Below are 26,414 nucleotides of genomic sequence, written 5' to 3'. Positions count from 1 at the left end.
TGGATCTACACCCTCGACATGGACATGATGATCCATGGCGGCAAGCCGCTGCCGGAGGACCTGAAGAAAGAGGCGATGGAGGTCAAGGACATCATGAAGGCGGTGCTGAAGCGCGGCGCGCAAGGCGATTTTTGACCAGAGCCCGCCCGTGATCGGCGGGTGCGGCAATGCCCGCTGGAGGCGGGCAGAGCAGGTGTTCCGGGAAGGGTAACGTGGCCCATATCTATCTCTCCGCTGCGCACATGTCGTCGGGAAAGACCCTGGTCTCCGTCGGGCTCGCCGCCGCCCTCGGGCGCCGCGGCATGGCGGTGCAGCCCTTCAAGAAGGGCCCCGACTACATCGACCCGATGTGGCTGTCGCGCGCCGCCGGACGGCCTTGCTACAATCTCGACTTCAACACCATGGACGCCGATGAGATCCGCAGCCTCTTTGCGGCAAAGATGGACGGCGCCGATATCGGCCTCATCGAGGGCAACAAGGGCCTCTATGACGGCCTCGACGTGGAAGGCGGCGACTGCAACGCCGCCCTCGCCAAGCTGACGGAAAGCCCGGTCGTCCTCGTCCTCAACGTCGAAGGCATCACGCGGGGCGCCGCGCCGCTCGTCCTCGGCTACCAGCAGTTCGACCCGGACGTGAACATCGCCGGCGTCATCCTCAACAGCGTCGTCTCCACCCGCCAGGAGGAAAAGGTCCGCGCGGTGCTGGCGCACTACACCGACGTGCCGGTGATCGGGGCCGTCGGCCGCGATCCGTCCCTCTGCATTGCCGAGCGCCATCTCGGCCTCACCACGCCCGGGGACACCGACCACCGCGACCGCCAGGTCGCGCGCCAGGCCGACGCGATCGCCGCCGGTGTCGACCTCGACACGCTCATCGCGATTGCCGAAACCGCGCCGACGCCCCTAGCCACGCCCGTCGTTCCGGCGCTGACGCGTCCGGACCTGACGGTGGCGATCGCCCGCGATGCCGCCTTCGGCTTCTACTACCAGGACGACCTTGAGGCGTTTGCTGCGGCCGGTGCAAAGCCGGTTTTCTTCGACACCATGCGCGACACCGTCCTGCCGCCGTGCGATGGCCTCTTCATCGGCGGCGGCTTTCCCGAAACCCATATGGCGGAGCTGGAAGACAACCATCGCCTGCGCTGCCATATCGCCCGCGCCATCGCCAATGGCCTGCCGACCTACGCCGAATGCGGCGGCCTCATGTATCTCTGCCGCACGCTGACCTGGCACGGCGCCCGCCATACCATGGTCGGCGCCGTTGCCGCCGATGCGGTGATGCACGAGCGGCCGCAGGGTCGCGGCCTCGTCCGCCTGGAGCCGACCGGCGCCGCGCCCTGGCCGCTGGCGGAGGAGGGGGCGCCGATGCGCGCCCACGAGTTCCACTATGCCGGGCTGGAAAACGTCGGAAGGGATACCGTCTTTGCCTGCCGCGTCGCCCGCGGCCACGGCATCGACGGCGCGAATGACGGCATCGTGCGCGGCAATCTCGTTGCCGGCTTCAGCCACCTGAGATCGACCGCCGCCAACCGCTGGGTCGAGCGCTTCGTCGCCTTCATGCGCGCTTGCAAGGACGCGCGGCAATCCGCCGAGGCGGCTGAGGCGGTCGAGGAGATCGCGTCGTGAGCGGAACCAGCGCCATGGGCTCTCCCTTCGACCTCGCCAATGACGCCGCCTACCGCGCCTGGCGGGACGAGAAGCTTGCAAACTTCCCGAAAAGCGCGGCCGAGCTGATCGTCGAGGTCGGCAATATCGGCGCGGTCACTGCGGCCGAGCGCGCCGCCATCGTCGAACTCAACGCCCGCGCCAACATGGCGATCTATCGCTGCCGGAGCCATTGCGATGACCCGGCGACCGTGCGCCAGCGCCTGCGCGCCTTTGCCGGGATCTTCGGCCTGCGCCATCTGGAGGCCCACCGCTCCATGGACGAGGAGGGGCTGGTGGCGCTGGAGGTGGTGCGCGAGGGCGGTCGCCACGGCTTCATTCCCTATACCGACAAGCCGATCCGCTGGCACACCGACGGCTACTACAATCCGCCCGAGGCGCCGATCCGCGCCATGCTCTTGCATTGCGTGCGCCCGGCGGCGGAGGGCGGCGAGAACGGTCTCTTCGATCCGGAAATCGCCTATATCCGCCTGCGCGACCGCGACCCGGCGCTTGTCAAAGCCCTGATGCATCCGGGTGCCATGGCGATCCCGGAGCATGTGGAGCCGGACGGCAGCACGCGGCCGCGGGCGACGGGTCCGGTCTTTTCCGTCGACCCTGTTACCGACAGGCTGCTGATGCGGTTCACGGAACGCAAGCGCAACATCGACTGGCGCGACGGCGATGAGACGACGGCCGCCGTCGCCGCGCTCCGCGACATTCTGCAAAGCGACGACCCGCTGCTTTTCCGCTATCGCCTCGGGGCGGGCGAAGGCGTCATCTGCAACAACGTTCTCCATGACCGGACCGGCTTCGTCGACGACCACCGGCCGGGCCGGACGAGACTTTACTTTCGTGCACGCTATATCGACCGTATCGAAGTGCGGTCGGCCGCGGCCGCATAGGACTTCGAAAAAATGGCAAATCTCAGCGACCTGATCATCCAGCACCCGGAAGTCACGACGTTCGAGGACCTGAAGAAACTCGTCGTCGAGGCGGCCAAAGGCGGCGAGCGGTTCTTGCATTTCGACGTCAAACCGGACTATCGCGATACGCCCAGGAACTGGGAAATCAAGTTGGAGACCGCCTTCTATTGGGGCGATCGGGTCTAGCACACGGTCCAGGACAGACAGCGTTTTGAGTAGCGAAGACATTACCCAACTGGAAAAGATCGCCGCGCCCTATGGGCGCGAAGTCACCCTGAAGGAAGTCACCTTCGACAGCGGCATGACCCTGCTGCGGGTCACCATCCGCGAGGGCAAGCGCATCACCTCCGTCGACATCGACGCGGAAACGGCCGCGCGCTGGGCGGGAGCCATGCAGGGCTGGGCGGACAAGGCCGAAACGGCCTGACCGAAACACGATGAAGGCGCGGGACCACGCGCCGCAAAGGAGCTTCGACGGATCGATGGAGCAATTGCCGATCTTCCTCGATATTCGCGACAAGCGCGTCGTCGTCGTCGGTGGCGGCACGGCCGCGGCGCGAAAGGCCGACCATGCGCTGCGCGCCGGCGCGCGCGTCACGGTGCTGGCCGACAGCGTCAATGACGACTTCAAGGAATGGGCCGACCACCCGAACCTGACGGTGCTGTCGGAAACGCCCCGCAAGGAGCATTTCCAGGGCGCCATCCTCGCCTATGGCGCGGCGGAGGACCGGGAGATCGACCTCAAGGTCCACGCGCTCGCGCGGGACGCGGGAACCCTCGTCAACATCGTCGACAGCCCCGACTATTGCGACTTCGTCACCCCGGCGATCGTCGACCGCGATCCGCTCCTCATCGCCATTTCCTCCTCCGGCACCTCGCCGATCCTTGCCCGCATCATCAAGGCGCGGCTGGAGACCATGCTGCCGTCCGCCTATGGCCGGCTCGCCCGCTTCGTCGGCGAGCTGCGCGGCCGGGTCATGGAGGCGATCACCGACGGTCCCGCCCGCCGCCGCTTCTGGGAGCGCATCATCGACGGCCCGGTCGCCGACCTGGTGCTGGCCGGGGCGACGGAAAAGGCCGAGGCGACGCTGAACAGCGAGCTTGAGGCGTCGCGCCGGGAGGCGGCGCGCCCGACCGTCGGCGAGGTCTATCTGGTCGGCGCCGGCCCGGGCGATCCGGACCTCCTGACCTTCCGGGCGCTACGCCTCATCCAGCGCGCCGATGTCGTGCTCTACGACCGGCTGATCAGCGACTGCCTGCTCAACCTGGTGCGCCGCGACGCGGAACGCATCTATGTGGGTAAGATGAACCGCGATCACACCATGCCCCAGGAGGACATCTCCGAGCTGATGGTGCGGCTGGCGAAAGAGGGCAAGCGCGTGCTGCGGCTGAAGGGCGGCGATCCCTTCATCTTCGGGCGCGGCGGCGAGGAGATCGAGCGCCTGGCGCATGCCGAGGTCCCGTTCCAGGTGGTGCCCGGCATCACCGCGGCGACCGGCGCCTCGGCCTATGCCGGTATTCCGCTGACCCACCGCGACCATGCCCAGGCCTGCGTCTTCGTCACCGGCCACGGCAAGAACGGCCGCCTCGACCTCGACTGGAAAACGCTGCTGCAACCGGCCCAGACCGTCGTCGTCTATATGGGGCTGTCGATGCTGCCGGAGCTGACCCGCGAGTTCCTTGCCCGCGGTGCCGATCCGAACCTGCCGGTGGCGGTGGTGGAGAATGCCACCCGCCGCAGCCAGCGCGTCGTCACCGGCACCGTCACCGACATCGCCGACAAGGTCGCCGAGGCCGGCATCGAGGCGCCGGCGCTGACCATCCTCGGCACCGTCGTGACCTTGCGCGCCCGGCTCAACTGGTACCACCCGTCCTCCGCCGCCTCCGACGAGGGCGACTGCCTGCACGCCATGCCCTTCGACCCGGTCGAGACCAGCGAATTCGCCTGATCGCGCTTTCCGCCAGAAGAACACAAAAAACGCCGCGGTCCCTTCGGATCGCGGCGTTTTCTTTGTCGGTGAGTGGCCCGGATAAATGGCCGTCAGTATTTGCGGATGATCGGCTCGTCGTCGAGGGCAACGCTCGGCGTCAGGTCGCCGAAGCGGTAGGTCCAGCTTGCGGTGATGTCGAACTGGCTCATCGACAGGTCGACCCCGTGGCCGGCGCCGGCGCCGAAGGGCGGCGGCAGTTCGCGGCCGTGGACCGTGGTCTTCGGCATGAACGCACCGGCCAGCTCGAATGAGTTCCGCTCGTTGATGTCGTATTTCAGACCGCCGGTGATGTGGTGCTGGATGACGCCCGGGGCGAGGATGTTGAACATCGCGTCGCGGCCGTCGATCGGCTGGGTGTTGTAGGCATAGCCAGCGCGCAGGGTGAGTTCCTGCGTCGCGTTCCATTCCACGGCGACCTTGAAGATGTCGACGTCCTCCCAGCCGAAGCCGGCGCCGTTGGAGCCGCCGAGACAGCCCGGCGCGCCGCCGCCCGGCGGGCAGGTCAGGATATTGCGCGACGGATTGGCGATGGCATCGACGCTCGAGTACCAGATCCTCTGGTAGTCGAACATGACGGTGACGTCCGGCGTCGCGTCGAAGGCGACACCAATGGTCGCGCTCGGCGGAATGTCGAACTCGCCGCCATTGGCGAACAGCCCCGAATAATCGTCGAGCTTGGTCATCCACATTGGCGTCTGGCCGGCAATGCCGAGCCGGATGCGATCGGTGACGTCGAACTGCATGCCGCCCCGGAAGCCGCCGCCATAGGACCAGTCGTGCTGGTTGCCGGTAAGGTTGGTCGGGCTGTTGGACGAGCCGGCGAAGGCGCCGAGCCCTTGTGCCTTGAACCACTGGACGGCGAGCATCGGCGTCAGGCCGAAGGAGACCGGACCCATGCGCCGGGCGTAGGTGGCGCCGATCAGCACCTGGCCGAGATTGACGCCGGCCTTGCCGTTACAATAGGTGCCGCGCGCGAACGGCCGCGGCAGGCCGGTTCCCGGGTCGATGCAGGGCCCGGTGGTGAAGTTGCGCGGCATCGCGCTCCAGTCGGTGTTCATGCCGCCATTGCCGATGACCATCAGGCCGATGGCGCTGTCGGCGTCGAGCTTGTAGCTGACCGCCATGTTCGGCATCGGGAAGTATTCGCTGCCGCTGTCGTGCTCGCCGAGCGGCGTGAAGCCGAAGCCGCCGGTGCCCTTGAAGCTGCGGCGCGGGCTGAACAGGGAGAAGGCGAAATCGATCTGGTCGCCGGCATTGACGAGCCCGGCCGGGTTGTTGGCGGGAGCTGTGGCGTCCGCCGAATCGGCGACGCCGGCGCCGGCGAGCGCCTTGGAGCGGGCGCCGTAGCCGTGCTGGAAATAGCCCTCCGTGGCGGCCGCCGGAAGCGCCATCAGCGCCGACGCCGAAACCGCGAGAATGGAGACCGCAAGTGTTCTGGTGTTCATGAATTCCCCCCAAAGGATGCCTGGTTCCGGCAGTGCCCGACCGTTCTGTTCGGCCGGTCTGCCCGCCGGTCCTCTAAGTCGTCCGTCTCGCCACCCGGCAATTCGCGATTTTGGTCTTCGTTCTTTTGCCGCGCCCGACGTTGCGCAAAGGGTTTTTCAACGAAAAACGACGGCCGATCTTAGCAACAGGATCGGCCGTCGTCTGATACATTTCTGCAACATTCGCTAATATTAATATATGCGAATGTGGTTTGGAAAATACCGTAATCGCAGCGTTTTAGACGTGCTTGATCACGAACCGGTAGGTATCGCCGTCCTGCCCGGATTCCAGCAGCTCGTTGCCGGTGGTGCGGCAGAAAGCGGCGAAATCTGCGACCGAGCCAGGGTCGGTCGACAGCACTTCCAGGGTGCCGCCCGACGGCACCGTCTTGATCGCTTTCTTCGCCTTCAGGATCGGCAGCGGGCAATTCAGGCCCTTCGCATCCAGCATTACGTCAGCCATGGGGTCTCCTCTTCCTCACATGCTTCTAGCAGCACCCGCAGCCGTGCCCGACCGCTCGGGCAAAGCGTGGCGCGCGGGGGCCGGCTCCGGGGATCAGATAAACAGGTTTACGTCGGACTTCAGCGCCATGTCGATATAGGTCGCGGCGCCGCCCAGTTCGATGTCGTCGATGAGGTCCTTCTTGGAGTATTCGAAGAGGTCGAGTGTCATCTGGCAGGCGACCATCTTGACGTCGGCTTCCACCGCCATGTCGCGCAGTTCCTCGATCGAGGCGACGCCCTTCTTCTTCGTCATGTTCTTCATCATGGTGCTGGCGAGCGAGGTGACGCCCGGCATCACGCCCATGATGTTGGGCATCGACATGTGGCCGCCCATCATCGGCATTTCCATCGCCGGATTGCCGAGCGGCGAGACCTTCAGGTTGAGGTCCTTCTTCAGGAGCGTCAGGCCGTAGAAGGTGAAGAACATCTGCACGTCGACGCCCATCGCCGCGGCCGTCGAGCCGAGGATGAAGGGCGGATAGGCCCAGTCGAGTGTTCCCTTGGTGACGATGATGGTCATCGTCTTGGTATTCGTGCCCTCGGCGTCTTCGGACATGGTGCGATTCTCCCCTTGCTTTCGGCGGCCGTACTGCAGCGCGGGCGGGTCGGCCGCTGTTTCTCTTGGATTTGATCGTCCATTAGCAGTTGTTAAAAAGCGAATGTCAAGATCGGGCTGCTCCGGAGCCGCACCGCATCAACGGTTTATGATCGGACGTTACCAGATTTGCAGTGGTGACGCGAGAAAACGGCCGGCGCCGGCCGCCCGCAAGCGTCCGCAGGGGTGAGGGGCGGGGCCTGCCGGCGGTGCCTTCGGCGTCGGGGAGGGGCAGCCCGCAAGGCGTGCCGGGCACTGCGGTCGCAGCCGGCATCGGCGCCGCGCGACGACGGGCGGCAAGGGGCATGTCGCGGCGGCGATTTCCGGAGTTGACAGGGCGGTTTGACCGCCCTTATATCGCCGCTGTCTTCGCTCCCTGGGCCAAGGCCGGACGAACGTCGCCCCGACGCGGCATCCCGGCCGACGGCGGAGCTGCCGAAACGGGGTTGGCTCGAGACCTCCGGCAGCAACAGGCGGGCGGGCCACCGCCGGCATGGCGGGCGGCAGGGACATGTGGCGGGGTAGCTCAGTTGGTTAGAGCAGCGGAATCATAATCCGCGTGTCGGGGGTTCGAGTCCCTCCCCCGCTACCAAGAAATCCGAAGAGATGACAACGCGCCGGAATTGCGGGCGCCGCCGGGGCGATCGATGGTCCGTCGCCGTGCGGGAATCGATGTCGCTTACTCGATCTTGTCGAGGATCGATGCCGTCTGCAGAAGGTATCGGCCGTTGGTATTGAAGTAGTCGATGCCCGTCAGGTCCTCGATCTTCTTGATCCTGTACCTGAGGGTCGTGATGTGGATGGAGAGCGTTTCGGCGGCCTGCTTCAGGGAGCTCGCGGAGATGCAGACGTCGAGGCTGGTCCACAGATCCGAGCGATGGTCGGCGTCATATCGCTTGATCGGCGAGATGACGTTGCTCTTGATCGCCGTGTGCTCTGCGGTTCCCAGCAGATGGGAGACGGCGCTGACTTCCAGGAAATCGGTTTGGAAGTGAATCCGTTCCTCGGGCGCAAAGATGTGCCCGAAACGAACGGCGGAGCGTGCGCCGAAGAAGCTCTTCGGGATGTCTCCCACCTTCTCGACCGGCGAGCCGCATCCGAGGCAGAATCCGGCGTCGACGCGGGGAGACTCCAGGGCGGCGAGCAGCTTGCGTTTCAGCACGCCCAGTTTCATGTCCTGCTTCAGGGCCAGGAACACGATGTAGCCGTTGGCGAACGAGTGGACGACGCTGCCGCCGAACTCGCGCTTGAAATACGCCTTGAAATGCTCGAAGCGCGAATAGTGGCTGGCATCCAGCGTCGATCCGTTCTGGCGCGTCGCGTCGCGGATCAACAGGATCCTCATCAGGCCGTTGTGGGAAAAGCCGAGGCTTTCCAGGCTCAATTGCAGCCCTTCGGGGTCGTTGATGACGCCATAGAGGATGCGATCGACGGTGATTGCGGAGGCGCGCTGGCCGCTTTCCAGGAGCAGGTAGTCTTCCAGGATCTTGATCGACAGGAACGACACCATTTGCCGGCAAAAGAACATCTCCTCCTCCTCGAGGTCGTGTTCCATCCGCACGATGAAATAGCCCCCGATCCCGTCCTGCAGCATCGCCGGAAAGACCATGCAGCCGGCGCGGGCGTAGGGCCGGTTGGCGTCGCTTTCCGCTTCGAACAGGCGGATGTCTTCCATCAGCCGGGAAATGAGCGCCGGCGAAAACGCATTGTCGCGATCGCTGCTGGCCAGGGTTTCCCCGTTCGACGAGATGCAGATGCAGGCCAGCCGGGTTGAGGCGGAAAACCTCTGGAGGAAGTTGGCAAGGCCCTCGCGCTTGACGATCGCGTCGTAAAGCTCCTCATAGTGCTGGTTGACGCGCAGCAGTATCGAGTATTTGTAATTGACCAGCCGTGTCATAACACAGAATATGACTTCGCGGAATGGCAAATTTACTTTCGAGATGATGAACAGAGGAACGTTGTTTTGGTTGGAAAAGTCGATCAGTTCGCTCGGCAGGACATCCATATAGGGATTGAGCCTGTTGAGCTTGACCACGAGGCCTGAAATACCCTTGGCGGCAAGTTTGCGGAAGGCGTCGACCATGGCCTCGATATTGTTCTTGTAGGCCGACAGCGTCGTCAGAATCATCATGCCCCGGCCGACGTCGCCGTCGGGGAAATCGGGCACCTCCATGACGGAGATGGAGCGAACGTCCCTGGCCACCCCCTCCCGGCCGGCGACCAGTTCGATGTTCTCGGCAAAGATCTCCTCTTTCATGAGATCCGCAATCGCTACGCCCATAAAGGCCTCCGGGGAACAGGGGGTCGTGTCATTGCCGCGCGGGCAACCGCAGCCCGCGGCCACGACCGGGCATCGAGGTCCCTTGCCGGGGACGCGGCGCCCCCTTCGGTGCGGCTCTTGCGAGCGCCGGGGAGAGGGTGCCTGTCTTCACGATTATCATAAGGCGCAATGTCTTATCGCTTTGCAAAGGTCCCGCTGCCTGCCGCATTGCCGGCACGTCCGCCAACGGGACGATGGGGAAAAACCGTGCCGGCCTCTTCGGGCAGAAGAGACCGGCACGGCTTCACGCAGCCCCGCCTTGAAGGGAGGGAGCAGCGGGGGCCGATGCCGGCACTGCGTTCCTGGTGGATGCGGGCTCTTCTGCCGCCCCGGCGGATGTCGCCTGGATGGCCGTCAAGGCGATCGTGTAAACGATGTCGTCGACGAGCGCCCCGCGGGAGAGGTCGTTGACCGGCTTGCGCAGGCCCTGCAGCATCGGGCCGACCGAGACCACATTGGCCGAGCGCTGCACGGCCTTGTAGGTCGTGTTGCCGGTGTTGAGATCAGGAAAGATGAAGACGTTGGCGCGCCCGGCGACGGCCGAGCCGGGGGCCTTCTGGCGGCCGACGCTTTCGACCGAGGCGGCGTCGTACTGGATCGGCCCGTCGATGGCGATATCGGGGCGGCGCTCGCCGACCAGCCGCGTTGCCTCGCGCACCTTGTCGACGTCGGCGCCGCTGCCGGAGGCGCCGGTGGAATAGGAGATCATGGCGACGCGCGGCTCGATGCGGAAGGCGCGGGCGGATTCCGCCGACTCAATGGCGATCTCGGCGAGCTGTTCCGCCGTCGGGTTCGGATTGATGGCGCAGTCGCCATAGACGAAGACCTGATCCGGCATCAGCATGAAGAAGACCGACGAGACGATGGTCGAGCCGGGTCGCGTCTTGATCAGCTGCAGCGCGGGACGGACCGTCGAGGCAGTGGTGTGCACGGCGCCGGAGACGAGGCCGTCGACATCGCCTACCGCCAGCATCATGGTGCCGAGCACCACGCTATCCTCAAGCTGGGCGAGCGCCTGCTGCGGCGTCAGCCCCTTGGATTTGCGCAGCTCCACCATCGGCGCGACGTAGGACCGCCGCACGGCGTCGGGGTCGACGATTTCCACGCTCTCCGGCAGGTCGATGCCGTGCCGCGCGGCGGCGGCCCGGACGACCTTCGGCGCGCCGAGGAGCACGCAACGGGCAATCCCCTTGCGCGCGCAGATCGCGGCGGCGGCCAACGTCCGCGGCTCGTCTCCCTCCGGCAGCACGATGCGCCGGTTGCCCGCCTTCGCGGAGCGGATCAGCTCGGTGCGGAACATCGGCGGGGTCATCGCCTTCGGCTCGGGCAGGAGATCGCGCGCGAGGAAGACGGAGACATCGAGATGATCGGCGAAATGGTCGATCAGCCGTTCCATGCGCGCGTCGTCCCCGGACCGGATCCGCCGGTCGACCGCGCCGAGCCGGCGAACGGCGTCGAAGGTTTCCAGGTCGCTCGACAGCACGCTGAGGCCCTTCAGGCGCGGCGCCAGGAACGCCTCGAGCGCCGGATGGATGCGGGCGCCGCAGGTCAGCAGCAGCCCGGCGATCGGCATGCCGCTCGCTTTGGCGAACGCCGTCGTGACGATCACGTCGGAACGGTCGCCGGGCGTCACCACCAGGGTGTCGGGCTTCAGCCGTTCGACCAGATGTTCGGGGCTGCGCGCGGCAACGACGACGTCGCGTACGCAGGCATCGCGCATGTCGCCCGGCGCCAGCACGGTCAGGCCGAGATCGTCGACGACATCGACGAGGCGCGGCGCGGTGAAGGATGCGTCTTCCGGCACGACGCCCAGCAGCGTCGCGGCGAAATCCGCGTCGCCGATCCGCCCGGCAAGGGCGCCGGCGATCCTTGTCACCACGACGCCCTTCGGCGGGGAGCCTTCCCAGCCGAAGCGGCGGGCGGCATCGGCAATCGTCTCGGCGAGCCCGGAGGCGGTCTCGTCGCGGCTGAGGAGCACCGGAACGACGCTCGCGCGCAGCGACCTGGCGATGATGATGTCGAGTTCGGCGATCAGGGGATGGGCGTCGCTCAGCGCGGCCCCTTCGATGATGACCGCATCCATGCCCTCGGAGGCGGCGAGGACGAGGGAGACGACCTTTTCCAGCAGCGTGTCGATCTCGCCGCCCCGGACCATCGCCTCGGCCTCGGCGAGCGGGATGGCGTCCGGCACGTCGAGCCCGAGGATCCGTCTGGCGAATCCGACGGAGTCATCGGCGTCCTCGCAATGGCCGCGGTGATCGCCGATCGGCTTGACGAAGCCGACCGAGGCTCCGGCCCGCTGGAGCGCTCGTGCCAGGCCGAGGGCCGTGGCCGAGCCGCCGAGGTCGATCGTGGTGGGCGCCACGTAGATCAGGAGTGGGGAATGTCGGATGGTCATTCTGCGGCCTCCGCGAACACGGAAAAGGCGACGGGGGCATTGGAAAAAGCGATAGAGGCAGCGTCGCAGGCGATCATGCGCTCCTCGTCGGTCGGCATGACGAGGGCCGCGGGGCGTCCCGGTCCGCTCACGCAGCCGGCGTTGCCGCCCGTGGTCGCCCGGTTCGCTGCCTCGTCGAGGTTCATGCCGAGAAAGCCGAGGCGGGCAATGACGGAAGCCCTGACGCTTGCGGAATTCTCGCCGATGCCGCCGGTGAAGACCACGGCGTCGAGGCGGGCCAGCGGCATCCTCAGCGCACCGACGGTCCTGGCGATGCGATAGGCGAAGACATCGAGCGCCATGCGCGCGCCGGCGTGCCCTTCGGCGGCGGCGGCTTCCAGCGTCCGGCAGTCGTTCGACAGTTCGGACAGGCCCAGCAGCCCGCTCTCCTTGTTGACCATGGCGTCGAGGGCGTCGACGTCCAGACCGGCGCGGCGGGCGATATAGGTGAGCGCGCCGGCATCGACATCGCCGCAGCGCGTGCCCATCACCAGCCCTTCCACCGGCGTCAGGCCCATGGAGGTATCGACGCTGATGCCGTTGCGGACGGCAGTCGCCGAAGCGCCGTTGCCGAGATGAAGGACGATGAGGCCATGGTCTTTCGGGTCGAGACCCAGGAACTCCACCGCGCGCCCCGCGACGTAGCGGTGGGAGGTGCCATGGAAGCCGTATCGCCGGACGCCTAAATCGCGCCGGAACCGCTGCGGCAGGGCGTAGAGATAGGCCTCTTCGGGAATGGTCTGGTGGAAGGCGGTATCGAAAACGGCGACGTGCCGCGCATCGGGGAGGGCCGCCATCGCGGCCCGGATGCCGACCAGGTTTGCCGGATTGTGGAGCGGCGCGAGCACCGCGCATTCCGCGATGCCGGCCATCACCTCCTCGGTGATCTCGACCGATGTCGTGAAGCGCTCGCCGCCATGGACCACGCGGTGCCCGACCGCGCCGATGCGTGCGCTAAGCCCGTGGTCGGTCAGAAAGGCAAGCAGGGCATCGAATGCCTGCTGGTGTCCTGCGCCGGCGATCGGCGTCGTCCGGCGTGTGCCGTCGATGTGGAACCGGATCGTCGCCTCGTCGGAACCCAGGCGTTCGGCAAGTCCGTCGACGAGAGGAGCGGGCATGGATGTATCGAAGAGGGCGAATTTCAGCGAAGACGAGCCGCAGTTGACGACCAGTGCAAGGGGCGAGCAGTTAGCCACGAAAGTACTCCCGGACGTGTGCCGATGTTGGAAAGACAAAGCCCCGGGGAATTCCCTTTGAGGAGATGTCCCGGAGTTGAGGAAAAGGACCCGGTCTCGACGCAACGACCCGGCCGATAGCCCAAGAAAATCGGCCGACCACTCCCGTTCCACCGGGCGCCTGCCGCAGTGGTTTTCAGCACATCCGAAATCCGTGTCCCGTCAGGCCGGGGCGGATCGAAGCTTCGGGAGGAAGGGCGTTTCTATCGACAGCGCTCTCAAGGGGCAGCCGGGCGGGCCGCCCCCCGAGCGCTCGGCGTCAAAGATCGGACAGGAACTCGTCGAGACAGTCGCAGACGACCTGCGGGTTCTCGACGATCAGGAAATGGCCGTAGTCCTGGACCGGCTTGTAGACCAGCTTCTTCACATTGGTCAGTCGAGCCGTCGTCGTGGCGACCATTTCTTCCGTGACGATGGGATCGTCCACGCCATGGACGATGAGGACCGGGCAGGTGATCGTCGACATCTTGTCGCGAACGTCGAACCCCGTGTACTGCTTCAGGTCCGCATATTTGGTGCTGGAGATTTCCTGGGCGACGCCCAGCATGATGAAGTCGCGCGCTTCCTCGGAACAGGCGCGGCCGATCAGGCATTCCGAATACTCGATCTGCGAGTGCTGGACGCTGACATAGGGGTGGTCGAGCATCTCCAGGATGCGGGCATCGACCGTCGGCGTATAGTCCGCACCTTGCATGGAGAGGATGGCCGAGACCGGATAGTTCTGGGCGATGTAGTAGACGATGTTGCCACCCATCGAACAGCCGATGACGACCGGGTTCTTGGCATCCAGCTCCTGGATGACGTCCCAGACGAAGGCGCCGTATCCCTCAAAGGTGTCGATCGCCTTGTTGTGCGGCAGCGGCCAGCTCTTGCCGTGCGCCGGCATGTCGAACGAGTAGACCTTGTACTTGTCCTCCATGATCTCGAGAATGTCGTGGTACTGACGGTTCTCGCGGCCGGCCGTGTGCAGGCAGATGATCGTGTAGGGGCTGTCCTCGGGACCGTCATTGGTCTCGAAATAGGTCTTGATGCCCTGAACTTTTTTGTAGAATCCGGTGATTGCCATGATCGTGCCTCCTACTTCGTGCCTTCAAGAATTTCGGCGAACACGCGGCAGAGATAGGCCACGGCGTTGAAGTTCTGCCGCGTGCGAAGCGGCGCTCCCATATGGGCGAGGCAGTTAGGGTTCATCTTGTTGGTGGAAACGGTGAGGCTCTTGCGGACAGCGAACTGGTCCCAGTCCTTCTTGGCGCCGGAAACCCCGAGGTCGATGCCGCTGAGCGGGATGCCTTCGGTGACGTCGATGATTTTCCCGTTATGGACGGCGAAGGTGTAGACCTCGTCATCGTATTTCAGGGTGATGTCGCCGGTCAGAACCCGCCCGTAATACTTGTTGGCGAAGGTATCGGCGTCGGGACACCGTTGAGCCTGTCTTTGAGCTTCAACATGACGTCCTGCATCGTTTTTCTCCTGTCGGAACAACTATTCTTGCTCTTTTTGTCCAGGACCCGAAGGCGCCCAAGAACGAGGCAGCTCCGGGTCGAGCCTCCCCCGGGCGTCCCGGGGGAGGGATTTGGTGCCCGACCTAGTCGGCGATTTCCGTCAGTTCCTTACGGGCGGTCTCGACGCCCCAGATATACACGATCGGAACCATCAGGAATCCGCCGATGGCGCAGACCAGTTCGGCTGTCGTCGGGGTGGTGACGTCGGCGATCACGCCGAGCGCCATCATCGAGAACACGGCCGACAGACGCCCGACGCCGATGGACAGGCTGTTGCCGGTGGCCCTGACGTGGGACGGGAAGATCTCGGACGAGTAGGCGATCAGGATCGAGTGCACGCCGAGGCCGATGCCGATGATGGGCGTTGCGATATAGAGCAGCGTGACGTCGGGGGTGGCCGACCTGCTCGAGACGAACATCATCAGGGTGCCGATGAGGATGATGACGGTGAACAGCAGCATGCCGCGACGCCGGCCGATCATGTCGCCGATCTTGCCGGCAAGCGGATAGCCGATGATGGCGACGCCCCACATCAGCATGTTGAGCTTGCCGCGTGCGACCGCGTCCATGCCGAAGTCCTGCGCTGCGCAGACCAGGAACCAGGTGGTGTTGCCCCAGGCCCAGAATGCGCCGATGGAATGCAGCGCCATGCCGACGAAGGTGCTCTTGCGGTATTGCGGCCGGAACAGCTCCCAGGTCGTGATCTTCTTTTCACGCGTGACCGGCGGAACTTCGGCCGCGCCGCCCGTGTTCGGGACCTTCTTGCCGTGGTCGCGCAGCCACAGGTCGCTCTCGCGCAGCCAGAAGATCACCGGAATGCAGATGACGATGCCGATGATGCCCATCTGGCTGAACGTTCTCCACGAAAAGCCCATGGTCATCATGACGGTGAACATCGCCGAGCACAGGAAATAGCCGACGGGGGTACCCATCTGCATCAGGCCCAGGAAGGCGCCGCGGTCCCGTGCCGGGACGACCTCGGAAAGGTGCGACGAGCCGATGCCCCACTGGCAGGTCTGGCCATGGGCGGAGATGAACCGCAGCGGCAGAAGCTGGATGATGCTGGTGGTGAAACCGATCATGCTGTTGAAGATGGTGGCAAAGGCGATGCTCAGGCACATGCCCAGGCGCCGCCCCTTGCGGTCGGCGAGCAACGGCAGCCAGAGCGCGCTGATGAAACCACCGAACGAATAGACGCTGACTACCAGTCCGATCGAGGTCGACGAGTAATTCATCTCCTCCATCATGCCGGACAGCGCCAGGTTGAACGTGTTGCTGAACCCGACGAACGTCCAGCCGAGGAACACGACGATGAAGGTCTTGTAGACGAAAGCCTTATCGATGAATTTCGGCTTGGAGACGTTCGGTGGGTCGGAAATCGCTGCTTGTGTCATCTTGATTCAACTCCCTGATCAGATCGTTCCGTTGGCAGCAAAGTCTTCAATTTCCTTGTCGCTGTAGCCGAGCGCGCGGTAGACCGCGTTGTTGTGCTGGCCGAGCGACGGCGAAGGTCCGCGAACGTGCGGATTGGTCTCGGACATCTTGAAAGGCTGGTTGGTGATCTTGACCTTGCCGATCGTCGGGTGATCGACTTCGGTGAAGACATGGCGGTCGTCGGCCAGGTGCGGGTCCGCCGCCACCTGGGCGATGTTGTAGATCGGCGAGACGGGCATCTTGGCCGCCAGCAGGCGCTCGACCAGGTCGTCGATCGGGATCGTGCTGGTCGCCTCGTCGATCAGCCGGTCGAGTTCCGGCTTGTTCTTGACCCGCTCGTCGTTGTTGGCGAACTCGGGGCGCTGCAGAAGCTCGGGTCGTCCGATGATGTTGCAGAGCTTCTCCCAGGCCACCTCACCCATCGCCAGAAGCGCGACCTCGCCGCCGATGGCGTGGTAGCAGCCGCCGGGAGCGCAGGCCGTGTAGCCGTTGCCCTGGCGCTGGGGGACGACGCCGGTGGTCAGGTAGACCTGGTTGACGCTGGCCATGCCGACGATCGCCGCCTCGACCAGCGAGGCGTCGATAAACTGCCCGCGGCCGGTGGCGTGGCGGTGTTGCAGCGCCGCCAGGATGCCGATGGTGGCGTTCATGCCGGCCATCACGTCGGCGACGGAGGAGCCGCAGCGCACCGGCGGCCGGTCCGGATAGCCGGTGATGCTCATCATGCCGCTGAGCGCCTGGGCGACCGGATCGAAGCCGGCCCGCTGGCTGTAGGGGCCGGTCTGGCCGAAGCCGGACACCGCGGCATAGATCAGGCCGGGATTGATTTCCCGCAGCGTCTCGTAGTCGAAGCCGAGTTTCTTCATGACGCCCGGCCGGAAGTTCTCGACGAGGACGTCGACTTCCTTGATCAGCCGCAGGAAGATGTCCTTGCCCTTCTTCAGGTTGAGGGTGATGCCCTTCTTGCTGCGGTTGAAGTTGACGAAATAGGTGCTCTGGCCGTTCTGCTTGGGCAGGTTGATGCGGGAGTCGTCGCCAACGCCGGGCGTTTCCAGCTTGATGACGTCGGCGCCGAGATCGGCGAGGAGGGCGGTGCATGCCGGCCCCGCCAGAACCCTGCCCATGTCGAGGACCTTCAGCCCCGACAAGGCCGATCCGTTGGTGTATTCCATTGTCTTCTCCTGTGGCTTGCTCAGCCTTTTTCGTTGCCGGCGATGAGAACGGCGCTGAGCTGCGGTGGGCCGCCGAAGGTGTGGGAAAGGCCCCGGGCGGCGCCCTTCAGCTGGCGCTCGGGATTGTCCGTGCGCCCCTGGAGCTGCTTGTAGATTTCGTAGGTCATGCGGATGCCGCTCGCCCCGACCGGATGGCCGAAGCATTTCAGTCCGCCGTCGACATTGACGGGCAGTCCGCCGGTGCGTTCGAAGAAGCCGCTGTCGATGTCGTCACGGGCGCGGCCGCGCGCGCTGAAGCCGAAGTCCTCGTAGATCAGCATCTCCGTAACGGTGAAGCAGTCGTGGACCTCGGCGACGTCGATCTCCTCGCGCGGGTTCTTGATCCCGGCCATCTCGTAGGCCTTGCCCGAGGAGACCTTCAGGGCATCGAAGCTGGTCCAGCCGAAGCCCGGCCGCATGTGCGGCAGGCCGGCGTCCATGGAGATGCCGAAGCCCTTGATCCAGATCGGGTCGTCGCGGAACGAGCGGGCGTTCTCCGCACTCGTGATGATGGCGCAGGCCGCGCCGTCGCTGTTGCCGCAACAGTCGAACAGGCCGAGCGGGGTGGCGATGATCGGCGCCTTCAGCACGTCCTCGACGGTGATCTCCTTGTGGAAATGCGCCTTCGGGGAGAGCATGCCGTTGGCGTGGTTCTTCACCGCGATGTTGGCCAGCAGCCGCTTGCCTTCATCGTAGGAGATGCCGTTCTCCTCGAAATAGCGCGTACCGATCAGGGCGAAGGAGCCGGGCGCCGTGCGGCGGGCTTCCATCACCGTGGAGATGCCGCGTCCGGCGCCGAGCCCGGCAAAGCCGGTGTCCTTCAGCTTTTCCGCGCCGATGGCGAGCACGGTCTTGTAGGCACCGCTGGCCACCGCCATGCACGCCTCGATCAGGGCGATATGGCCGGAACAGCAGTAGTTCTCGTTGCGCAGGATGGGGATGTTCTTCAGCTTCAGCGCGTCGGCGACCGGGGTCGCGGCGAGGGCGCCGGTGGTGCCGTTGGAATAGAACACGGCATCGATCTGGCCGGGTTCGATGCCGGCGTCGGCATAGCCCTCGTAAGCCGCTTCGATGATCAGGTCGGACAGGCCCATGTCCCAGCGCTCGCCGAACTTGGAGCAGCCCATTCCGACGATGGCGACCTTATCCTTCATTGGTTTTCTCCTCGGCTTTGCGCAGCGGCCGAAACTTCCAGTAATAGTTGACGAAATTCCCGAGATTGTGGATCTTGCGTAAGGTAAAGTTGAGTTTTTTACCTACGAAGATCTCTTCGGGATTGAAGTCCGTCATGTTCAGGTAGTATCTGCAGCCGGATTTATCTTCGGCGACTGTCTGGACAACGACGGGATCGTCGCTTCGGCCGGCGAGGCGGTCGACGGAATAGGTGAATATTTCCGGTTCCATGTGGGATCTGGGCGAAACCGTGAACTTGTCCTTCGCACCGCACGAATGGCAGACGCGGTTCACCGGAAAGGCGGCGGTGCCGCATTCCTCGCAGACGCTGCCCTCGAGCCCGAGATAGGTTCCCTGGTCGCGCCAGGTCATGGCGGTCGAGATCGTCAGGCGGAAGGGTTCCCCGGCGGCCGGCTCGATGGTCCCGCGGAAGGAGAGCAGCCTGCCGTATTCGGCAAGCTCGCGCCGGGACGCAAGGAGGTCGCGCATGCGGCTGCGCCGCGGACACCGGCAGATCGCGTCGGTAACGGTCAGCGAGAACACATCGGCGCCATTGCCGTAGTTTGCGACGAGTATCCGGTCGCCGGGGGTGGCGGTCTCCAGGGCAGCGGCCAGGGCGACGAACACCTGTGCGGTGCCCGAGCAGCCGATTTCCAGCATCAAGGGGTCCTGGACCTGCTCCGGAGAAAAGCCGAGCTTTTTGGAAACCGCGAGATATTCCCGCAGATCCGATGTCGAGATCACCAGGCGCGTGTAGTCGGGAGCGCTGGTGCGGGTCTCTTTCAGGAAGGAGGCCACCGCGGCCTGCATGGCCGATTTGTAGCCGCAATCGGTGACGAAGCGCGGCTCGGCCGTATTGATGTTGCGCTCGCCCGCATTGCGCCAGACGTCGACGATTTCGCGGGTGTTGCCCGACATGTGATCGATCACGGCGATCGGGTTCTCGTCGCCGATCGTCACCGCGGCGGCGGCATCGCCGAACAGTTGTTCCTGCGGCGACTTGGGCGCGGCGTCGCGGCAGTCGGCGGCGACGACGACGGTATTGGTGCCGGGCCGGGCGATGGCCGCATCGAGGGCCATGCGCAGGGCCCCGGTGCCGGCCTTCAACGAACTGGCGATGTCCGTGGTGAACACCGTCTCGGGAAGGTTGCACGCTGTGGCAACGATCGCGGCGTGGGACTTCTCGGCGTAGGGCGCCGTTGTCGAGGCGAAATACAGCGCCTGGATACCGCCGCCCAATGCGTCGGCGCCGGCGTCCCTGATTGCCTCGACCGCCATCGTGACGGCATCTTCATCGACATTGGCGACACTGCGGCAGCCCTTGAGCCCGCGTGCCCCCCATGCGGCGGCGATCGTATTCCGCTGCATGTAGTAATAGGGGATATGTACGCCGATCGACGTAATTCCTATTGGTTGCATTGCCACTTGCTTCCTTGGCTCTACTGTTTTGTTTTTCCTTCTCTATCTTCACCAAATACAAGCCAGGGCACCGTTTCCACAATTCGCAGATCGATAATGAAAGGAGCCAATTTTCCTATGAAAGGAGGGGTGTTTTGTGCAGCGCAGCAATGTCGTGACTCATCCGTGCCGCAAAATGTGTTTGACAGGACGTTTCTGCGACACCACGCCGCAACGTTTTTACTTGACCATAATTTTGGGATTACTTTTCCGGGCGCCGGTACAAAGACAACGGGGCGCGCTGCCTTTCGGCGGCGCGCCCCATCGAATGGTGCACAGTCGGGCTGCCGGCGGCTGCCGCCGGCCCGCGTCGGCCTTAGCCGATCTTGACGCGGTATTTCTCGATTTTGTCCCAATCCAGCTCGACGCCGAGGCCGGGGCCTTCGGGGAGCTGGGTATGGCCGTTCTTGATGACCAGCGGGCTCTTGATGATGGAGTCGGCGACGCAGTCGAGATAACAGGCGACCTCGCAGGGCAGGCTGATCTGCCGGAACGCGGCGGCGAACTGGACGCAGGCCGCGGCCCCGTAGTCGCATTCGGCCTGCAGGCACACCTGGACCGGCAGGTTGCCGGCCTCCGCCAGGTGCACGATCTTGCGCGATTTGGTGAAGCCGGTGCGCGGGATCTTGATGCCGATCTCGCGGACTGCGCCGAGCTGTAGCTGATGGTAGACAGCCTCGACCGTGAAGCTCGATTCATCGGTCAGGATCGGGATATTCGTCCGCGCGGCCAGATCGAGGCGGCCGGCATCGTCGGACGCCCGGATCGGTTCCTCCAGGCTGTCGATGACGCCTTCGAGCGCCTTCATGACGCGGATCGCGTCCTGGCGGCCGTAGTCCATGTTGGCATCGATATAGAGCCGCGCATTCGGGGCCTCCGCCCGCATCTCCTTCAACAGCGCGATGTCGTTGTCCGGATCGGGTCCGCCCTTGACCTTGAAGCAGATGAACCCTTCGCCGGTCAGGCGTTTGAGCTCCGCGATCGCCTGTTCGTTCGACACCAGCGGGATCTGCCAGGAGACCGGAACATCCGTGCGATAGGGGCCGCCGAGGAGCTGCGCCGCCGAGACGCCGAGCAGCCGGGCATTGAGGTCCCACAGGGCGACGTCGATCGCGCCCTTGGCCGCCGGGTTCCACTGCAGGCGCTCCATCTTTTCCCAGATGCGCTCAAGGTTGAGCGAATCCTCGCCGATCAGCGGCGGGATCAGATGCTTGGTCAGCGCGTAGTACATGCCTTCCTGGGTCTCGCCATAGATCATCGGGCGCGGGATCGCCTCGGCATGGCCGCAGGTGCCGTCCTCCGCTTCGATGCGCACGATGAGGTGATCGGAAGCGGTGAGAACGCCTGCGGCCCACTTCACCACATGCTTGTAGGGAACGCTGAACGGCGTGACCGTGATCGATTTGATTTTCATGGAACTTCTCCTGTTGCACGGAGGAAAGGACAGTCGGGGACTGTTGGAGGGATTCCGGGCGCACCTAGCCTGTGCGCCGACTGCGCCCGGAAACGGATCGAGAGGAGGGGGCGGCGCCTTCAGGCGCCGGCGGTGTTCGGTGACGCGATCAGGCCAGGGTCTTCCCCGCGGTTTCCTTGCCCCAGAGGGCGACGGGGATTGCCAGCCAGCCGAACAGTGTTGAGTAGAAGAGGGCCGTGCTGACGCTGGAATAGTCGGCGATCACGCCCATGACGGTGGGGCAGAGGATGGCGGCGACCTTGCCGCTCGCGACCGAGAAGCCGAGCCCCATCGACCGGTTCTTGGAGGAAAAGATCTCGCTCGTGTAGGTGATCAGCGGCGTGTTGGTGGATTGGGCAAAGCCCAGCAGGATTGCCAGTCCGAACACGGCCATCATCGACGGCGCGTCCATCCAGCGCAGAACGTTGAGGCCGACCACCGCCGTCATGCCGAGCATCAGGCAGACGATGATGCACCAGCGGCGGCCGATGCGGTCCTGCAGCCATCCGGACAGCAGATAGCCGACCGTCGCAACCGCGTAGATGATGATGAAGACGCTGCCGATCTGCCCCGAGGTCGCCCCGAAGTCGCTGACCAGCGCCGAGGGCAGCCAGATCGTCGCGCCCCAGCCATAGACGCCGAGCGTGATATGCAGCACCGAGGCGACGATCGTCGCCTTGCGGTCTTCCGGCGTCGCAAACAGCGCCGACAAGCCTTCGCGCGTCCGCCACACCTTCGTCGCGTCCGCGTCCGAGGCGTTCTTGCGATCCACCCAGGTCTGGCTCTCCTTGAACCGGCTGACGACGGGAATGATGATCAGCGCCGGCAGCACGAGTGCGAAATAGCAGGCGCGCCAGCCGAGCCCGAGGGCTGCGACGGTGGCGAAGATGACGCTGGCGAGGAAATAGCCGAGCGGATAGCCGGATTGCATGATGCCCATCCAGAATCCGCGCTTCTTCGGCGGCACGACCTCGGCCAGATAGGTGGCGCCGATGGGCCATTCGCCGCCGGTCCCGATGCCGGTCAGGAAACGCGCGATGCCGACGGTCATGGCGCTGCCGGCAAGGCCGATTGCTCCGGTGAAGACGGAGTACATGCCGACGCAGGTGATCATGCCCCAGCGGCGGCCGTATTTTTCGCCGATGATGGGAAGGGTGAACGAGCCCAGCGTCGCGCCGGCAAGGAACATCGTGCCGATCAGCCCGATCGCGGATTGCGACAGGTGAAACTCTTCCCGGATGAGCGGCATGGTCAGGGAGAAGATGGTGCCGTCGGCAGCGTCGAAAATCCAGGCGATGCAAACAACAATCAGGATCAGCCAGGAATCCCTGGTCATCCTGTCTTCAGAGGTAACGGCAGCCAGACGTACTTTCGGTTTAGGTCTTTCTTGGTCGCATGCTACGGTCATTGCCAGCCCCGTATTGGCAGAAGATTGTTCTTTTTGTTCGGAACCTCTGGTGGCTGTTTTCTTGTTTGGCGGATAGCGATTTTTGGAAGATGCGTTTAGCACGGTTTGCAAATTTATTGTGTCACGATGAATAGTATAAAGATGCGTCACATTCGCCGCTATCCGCAGAACGAGGACGTCCCGGTCCCAACCTTGCTCCGAAAGGAGGAATTCGGTGCCACGTCGGGAATCGAATTGAGCCGATTATTCTCCAAATTGGCCGTTTCAAAATGGCATTGCGATCCGGATTCTGGTGCCGGGAAAAACAACCACCGGTCTTTGCTCCGAAAAGGGCATATTTAAACTGTTGAATGGCAAGTACTGGGCCTGGGCCCATGCGTCCTCCGCCGGCGGCAGGCGCATGCGTCAACCGCCCCCGCCGGGGCACGGTGTCATGTACAGCGGTCGGCCGACCCGAGGTGCGGGTTGCGATATCGGTCGGACTGGCGGCGAGGCAGGGAGATCGGCACGTCGGGGTGCCGGCTGCAGCGCGGGAGACGCGGTCTTCTCCGTCACCACCTACTCCGGCGACACGCCGCTGAACGACCTGTCCAGCGCCTCGGCGACGGGCTCCACGTCGTCCATGGACAGGCACAGCGGCGGTACCATGCGCAGGATGTTCTTGAAGTTGCCCGATTTCGACATGATGAGGCCGTTGTCGCGGGTCCGCTCGAACACCTTCGCGGTGGCCTCCGGCGCAGGCTCCCGGGTCTGGCGGTCCTTGACCAGTTCGATCGCCATCATGAAGCCGCGGCCGCGCACGTCGCCGATGACCTGGTAGCGCTGCTTCAGGCTTTCCAGGTGCTCCATCAGCGCTGCGCCGACGGTGCGGGCGTTCTCGATCAGGTTCTCGTCCCTGATCACCTGCAAGACGGCGCGGCCGGCGGCACAGGCGACCGGGTTGGCGCCATAGGTGTGGAACAGGAATTTCTCGCGCATCGCTTCCGCGACATGGCGCTTCATGACGACGGCGCCGAGCGGGATGCCGTTGCCGATGCCCTTGGCCATGACGACGATATCGGGGACGACGCCGTGGCGCTCGAACCCCCACATGGCCTCGCCCGTCTTGCCGAAGCCGGACTGCACCTCATCGACGATGCACAGGCCCCCGGCCGCGCGCACGCGCTCGAAGGCACCCTTCAGATAGCCGTCCGGCATGACGACGATGCCGCCATAGCCCTGCACCGGCTCGATGATCATGCCGGCAAGCGCCCCGCTCGTGGTGTAGGCGATGGTGCGGTCGATCTCCTCCAGATAGGGCTCGGTGCCCGCCCCGAAGATGCCGCGATACTGGTTCGGCTCGGCAACGAAGCTGATGTTCGAAAGCTGACCGATATTGTGCCGGAAGTTGCGCACGCCGGTGACGCCCTGCGCCCCGTAGGTGGCGCCGTGATAGGAATTGCGCAGCGCCAGCATGTCGGAATTGCCGGTGGCCGATCGCGCCAGCATGATGGCGAGGTCGATGGCCTCGGTGCCGGAATTGGTGAAGTGGACGACCCAGTCCTCGCCCGCCGGCATGGTGGCGGCGAGTTCTTCGGCGAAATGCGCCGGCACCGGATGATGGAACATGGTCGTGCAGTGCGTCAGCCGGTCGACCTGGTCCTTGACCGCGGCGGTCACCGCCGGATGCGCGTGGCCGACGCTGATGCACAGGTTCATTCCGAGGAGGTCGATCAGCCGGTTGCCGTCCTCGTCCCAGACATACTGGCCCTTGCCTTGCCGGATGACGAGCGGCGTCTCATAGGGAACGAAGGCGCGCTGCGTCGCCGCGAAATAGCGGTCGCGCCTGTCAAGGATTGCCTCCCGGGACCAGTCCGTCTCAAGGCCCGATGCCGCCGTGGTCTCTGTCGCCTTGTCCATTGATCGTCTCCCTTCGAGCGTGGCTCTCACGACAATGCGGGCAGCCGGGGGAGAGGAAAAGGGACAGGTGATCGGTTTCTGAGGGACAGATGGCGAAGGCTGTGCCAGTCTCGGTGCGACGCAAGGAGGCGAGCGACATGGACATCCTGACGTCACGGATCTTCGAGCTGCCGCAGAACCCCGGACTGAGGCTGCGCGACCGGATCTGCGAACAGGTCAGCGCGGCGATCTCGCGCGGCGCCTTGCCGCCGGGGTTTCGCATGCCCTCCTGCCGGGCGCTGGCCGGCCAGCTTCAGGTCTCGCGCAACACGGTGTTCGCGGCCTATTCGCGGCTCGTCGATCTCGGGCTGCTGGAGGCGAAGGATCGCTCGGGCTATGTGGTGAGCGCCGCCGCGCTGCCGGTCGTCCCGGCGGACCGGGGCGGCGCTGCGCCGGACACCGAGACCGTCGACTTCGGCCCGCATGCGCCGTCGTCGCTGAAGCGGGTCGACCATCCGGCCGACTGGGCCGACTATCCCTATCCGTTCATCTACAATCAGACCGATCCGGCGCTGTTCCCGATCGATGCCTGGCGCGAGTGCTCCCGCCAGGCGCTGAAGCGGTCCACCCTGACGGAATGGACGGGGGAGTACATCGCCGGCGACAGCCCCCACCTGCTGCAGCAGCTCCGCCAGCGGCTGCTCCACTATCGCGGCGTCCTTGCCGGCGATGACGAGATCATGGTGACCCTCGGTGCCCAGAACGCGCTGGCGATCATGGGGCTCCTGTTCGCCCGCAAGGCGGGGCCGATCGCGGTGGAGGACCCCGGATACCCGGACGCCCGCAACGCCTTCACGCTCACCGGCAACGGGGTGGCCGGCGTTGCCGTCGACGACAATGGGCTGGTGCCGGAACACATCCCGCCAGCCTGCAAGCTGGTCTATACGACGCCCAGCCACCAGTTCCCTACCTCTGTCACCATGACGATGGCGCGCCGGGAAGACCTCGTCGCCCGCGCCGATCGCGACGATTTCTTCATCCTGGAAGATGACTACGAGGCGGAGATGCATGGCGGGGCGGATGCCTCGCCGACGCTCCGGGCGCTCGACCGCAACGGCCGGGTCATCTATGTCGGCAGCCTGTCGAAGACCCTGTCGCCGGGGCTCCGGATCGGCTTCATCGTGGCCAGCCGACAGATCATTGCGGAAGCTCGGGCGATCCGCACCATGCTGCTCAGGCATCCGCCGACGATCCTGCAGGAAACGACCGCGCTATTCCTCGGCCTCGGCTATTACGACCGGCACCTGCGCACGCTGGTGCGCCGCCACGGCGAGCGCTGGCGGCGCATGAAGGCGGCGATCGACACCAGGCTTTCGGCATTCTCCGTCAGGCACTCCGTCGGCGGGACCTCGTTCTGGCTGACGGGGCCGGAAGGCTTCGACGCCACCGCGTTCAGCGCATCGCTCAGAGAGGAGGGCGTCATCGTCGATGCGGGTGCGACGTTCTTCATGGCGCGCGCGCCGAAAAATTCCTTCCGCCTCGGCTTTGCCTATGTGCCGGAGGAGCGCATGGAGCGCGGCGTCGATCTCATCGCCGAGGCCGCTGCCCGTCATGGTGTTCCGGCATCGTTGCGTCCGCCCGGCGCCAGTTGACGTCGGCGATGCCGATCACATTGAAAAAGTACATCTCTGCATCTTGACCGGGCGAACGGGTCGCATATCGAGCCGCTTCCGGCCGTCGGGTCTTGCCGGCGGCACGGTTT

Annotated in this window: 21 protein-coding genes and 1 tRNA gene; 7 read left to right on the top strand and 15 right to left on the bottom strand. The window is 64.8% G+C overall.

Features of this window, described 5'->3' with window-relative positions:
• Window positions 1-212 precede the first annotated feature (212 nt).
• Genes CH339_RS17305 through cysG form a run of 5 tightly spaced genes read left to right on the top strand, consistent with a single transcriptional unit; the run spans window position 213 to window position 4,518 of the window.
• The gene (locus tag CH339_RS17305) at window positions 213-1,625 is read left to right on the top strand and encodes a cobyrinic acid a,c-diamide synthase CobB (protein ID WP_111435630.1); all 1,413 of its coding nucleotides are present in this window, start codon (window positions 213-215) and stop codon (window positions 1,623-1,625) included.
• On the top strand, window positions 1,622-2,548 hold the full coding sequence (locus tag CH339_RS17300; RefSeq protein ID WP_201240944.1) for a TauD/TfdA family dioxygenase: 927 nt from the start codon (window positions 1,622-1,624) through the stop codon (window positions 2,546-2,548). Before CH339_RS17305 ends, CH339_RS17300 begins: the two co-directional genes overlap by 4 nt.
• Window positions 2,549-2,560: 12 nt before the next feature.
• A complete protein-coding gene (locus CH339_RS17295; RefSeq protein WP_111435628.1) occupies window positions 2,561-2,755 on the top strand; it encodes a sulfur relay protein DsrC in 195 nt (64 codons plus the stop codon).
• A 25-nt stretch (window positions 2,756-2,780) separates the two neighbouring features.
• Window positions 2,781-2,996: a DUF6967 family protein gene (locus CH339_RS17290; protein ID WP_201240943.1), complete on the top strand. Its 216-nt coding sequence runs from the start codon at window positions 2,781-2,783 to the stop codon at window positions 2,994-2,996.
• A gap of 10 nt (window positions 2,997-3,006) precedes the next feature.
• Window positions 3,007-4,518 (top strand): siroheme synthase CysG, encoded by a 1,512-nt coding sequence (gene cysG / locus CH339_RS17285; protein ID WP_244669046.1) that lies wholly within the window; start codon window positions 3,007-3,009, stop codon window positions 4,516-4,518.
• Window positions 4,519-4,610: 92 nt separating this feature from the next.
• On the opposite strand, the gene CH339_RS17280 is transcribed toward cysG, so the two are convergent.
• From CH339_RS17280 to dsrE2, 3 genes are all read right to left on the bottom strand, one after another.
• A complete protein-coding gene (locus CH339_RS17280) occupies window positions 4,611-6,005 on the bottom strand; it encodes an OmpP1/FadL family transporter (RefSeq protein WP_111435626.1) in 1,395 nt (464 codons plus the stop codon).
• A gap of 277 nt (window positions 6,006-6,282) precedes the next feature.
• Complete coding sequence (locus CH339_RS17275; protein ID WP_111435625.1) at window positions 6,283-6,507, bottom strand: sulfurtransferase TusA family protein; 225 nt, start codon at window positions 6,505-6,507, stop codon at window positions 6,283-6,285.
• A gap of 93 nt (window positions 6,508-6,600) precedes the next feature.
• Window positions 6,601-7,104 carry a sulfur carrier protein DsrE2 gene (gene dsrE2 / locus CH339_RS17270; RefSeq protein ID WP_111435624.1) on the bottom strand — a complete coding sequence of 168 codons (504 nt, stop codon included), beginning with the start codon at window positions 7,102-7,104 and terminating at the stop codon, window positions 6,601-6,603.
• Between the two features lie 554 nt (window positions 7,105-7,658).
• Here dsrE2 and CH339_RS17265 point away from each other — a divergent pair.
• Window positions 7,659-7,735: transfer RNA gene (locus tag CH339_RS17265), tRNA-Met, on the top strand.
• Between the two features lie 87 nt (window positions 7,736-7,822).
• Here the strand turns inward: CH339_RS17265 and CH339_RS17260 are convergent.
• The 12 genes from CH339_RS17260 to CH339_RS17205 all read right to left on the bottom strand — a co-directional run bounded on the left by CH339_RS17260 (window position 7,823) and on the right by CH339_RS17205 (window position 24,673).
• On the bottom strand, window positions 7,823-9,424 hold the full coding sequence (locus tag CH339_RS17260) for a PucR family transcriptional regulator (RefSeq protein WP_111435623.1): 1,602 nt from the start codon (window positions 9,422-9,424) through the stop codon (window positions 7,823-7,825).
• Window positions 9,425-9,707: 283 nt separating this feature from the next.
• On the bottom strand, window positions 9,708-11,861 hold the full coding sequence (gene pta, locus CH339_RS17255; RefSeq protein ID WP_111435622.1) for a phosphate acetyltransferase: 2,154 nt from the start codon (window positions 11,859-11,861) through the stop codon (window positions 9,708-9,710).
• On the bottom strand, window positions 11,858-13,096 hold the full coding sequence (locus CH339_RS17250) for an acetate/propionate family kinase (RefSeq protein ID WP_111435621.1): 1,239 nt from the start codon (window positions 13,094-13,096) through the stop codon (window positions 11,858-11,860). Before CH339_RS17250 ends, pta begins: the two co-directional genes overlap by 4 nt.
• Window positions 13,097-13,394: 298 nt before the next feature.
• Complete coding sequence (locus CH339_RS17245) at window positions 13,395-14,201, bottom strand: alpha/beta fold hydrolase (protein ID WP_111435620.1); 807 nt, start codon at window positions 14,199-14,201, stop codon at window positions 13,395-13,397.
• 11 nt (window positions 14,202-14,212) lie between these two features.
• Window positions 14,213-14,617: a hypothetical protein gene (locus tag CH339_RS17240; protein ID WP_111435619.1), complete on the bottom strand. Its 405-nt coding sequence runs from the start codon at window positions 14,615-14,617 to the stop codon at window positions 14,213-14,215.
• 103 nt (window positions 14,618-14,720) lie between these two features.
• Window positions 14,721-16,031, bottom strand: coding sequence for an MFS transporter (locus CH339_RS17235; protein WP_111435618.1), 1,311 nt, complete (start codon window positions 16,029-16,031; stop codon window positions 14,721-14,723).
• A gap of 18 nt (window positions 16,032-16,049) precedes the next feature.
• Complete coding sequence (locus CH339_RS17230; protein WP_111435617.1) at window positions 16,050-17,243, bottom strand: CaiB/BaiF CoA transferase family protein; 1,194 nt, start codon at window positions 17,241-17,243, stop codon at window positions 16,050-16,052.
• 20 nt (window positions 17,244-17,263) lie between these two features.
• Window positions 17,264-18,436 (bottom strand): acetyl-CoA acetyltransferase, encoded by a 1,173-nt coding sequence (locus CH339_RS17225; RefSeq protein WP_111435616.1) that lies wholly within the window; start codon window positions 18,434-18,436, stop codon window positions 17,264-17,266.
• Entirely contained in the window at window positions 18,426-19,874 is a 1,449-nt protein-coding gene (locus CH339_RS17220) for a 3-oxoacyl-[acyl-carrier-protein] synthase III C-terminal domain-containing protein (RefSeq protein ID WP_146610222.1), read from the bottom strand. The genes CH339_RS17225 and CH339_RS17220 overlap by 11 nt, the downstream gene beginning before the upstream one ends.
• Before the next feature lie 355 nt (window positions 19,875-20,229).
• Window positions 20,230-21,327, bottom strand: coding sequence for a mandelate racemase/muconate lactonizing enzyme family protein (locus CH339_RS17215; protein WP_111435614.1), 1,098 nt, complete (start codon window positions 21,325-21,327; stop codon window positions 20,230-20,232).
• 148 nt (window positions 21,328-21,475) lie between these two features.
• On the bottom strand, window positions 21,476-22,702 hold the full coding sequence (locus tag CH339_RS17210) for an MFS transporter (RefSeq protein ID WP_170138566.1): 1,227 nt from the start codon (window positions 22,700-22,702) through the stop codon (window positions 21,476-21,478).
• Window positions 22,703-23,332: 630 nt separating this feature from the next.
• Window positions 23,333-24,673 (bottom strand): aspartate aminotransferase family protein, encoded by a 1,341-nt coding sequence (locus CH339_RS17205; protein ID WP_111435612.1) that lies wholly within the window; start codon window positions 24,671-24,673, stop codon window positions 23,333-23,335.
• 137 nt (window positions 24,674-24,810) lie between these two features.
• Here CH339_RS17205 and pdxR point away from each other — a divergent pair, with 137 nt between their 5' ends.
• Complete coding sequence (gene pdxR, locus CH339_RS17200; RefSeq protein WP_111435632.1) at window positions 24,811-26,304, top strand: MocR-like pyridoxine biosynthesis transcription factor PdxR; 1,494 nt, start codon at window positions 24,811-24,813, stop codon at window positions 26,302-26,304.
• Window positions 26,305-26,414 lie beyond the last annotated feature (110 nt).

It is taken from the genome of Rhodobium orientis, from assembly GCF_003258835.1.
In the GTDB taxonomy this organism is placed as follows: domain Bacteria; phylum Pseudomonadota; class Alphaproteobacteria; order Rhizobiales; family Rhodobiaceae; genus Rhodobium; species Rhodobium orientis.
This window is presented reverse-complemented; position numbering and strand designations above follow the sequence as displayed.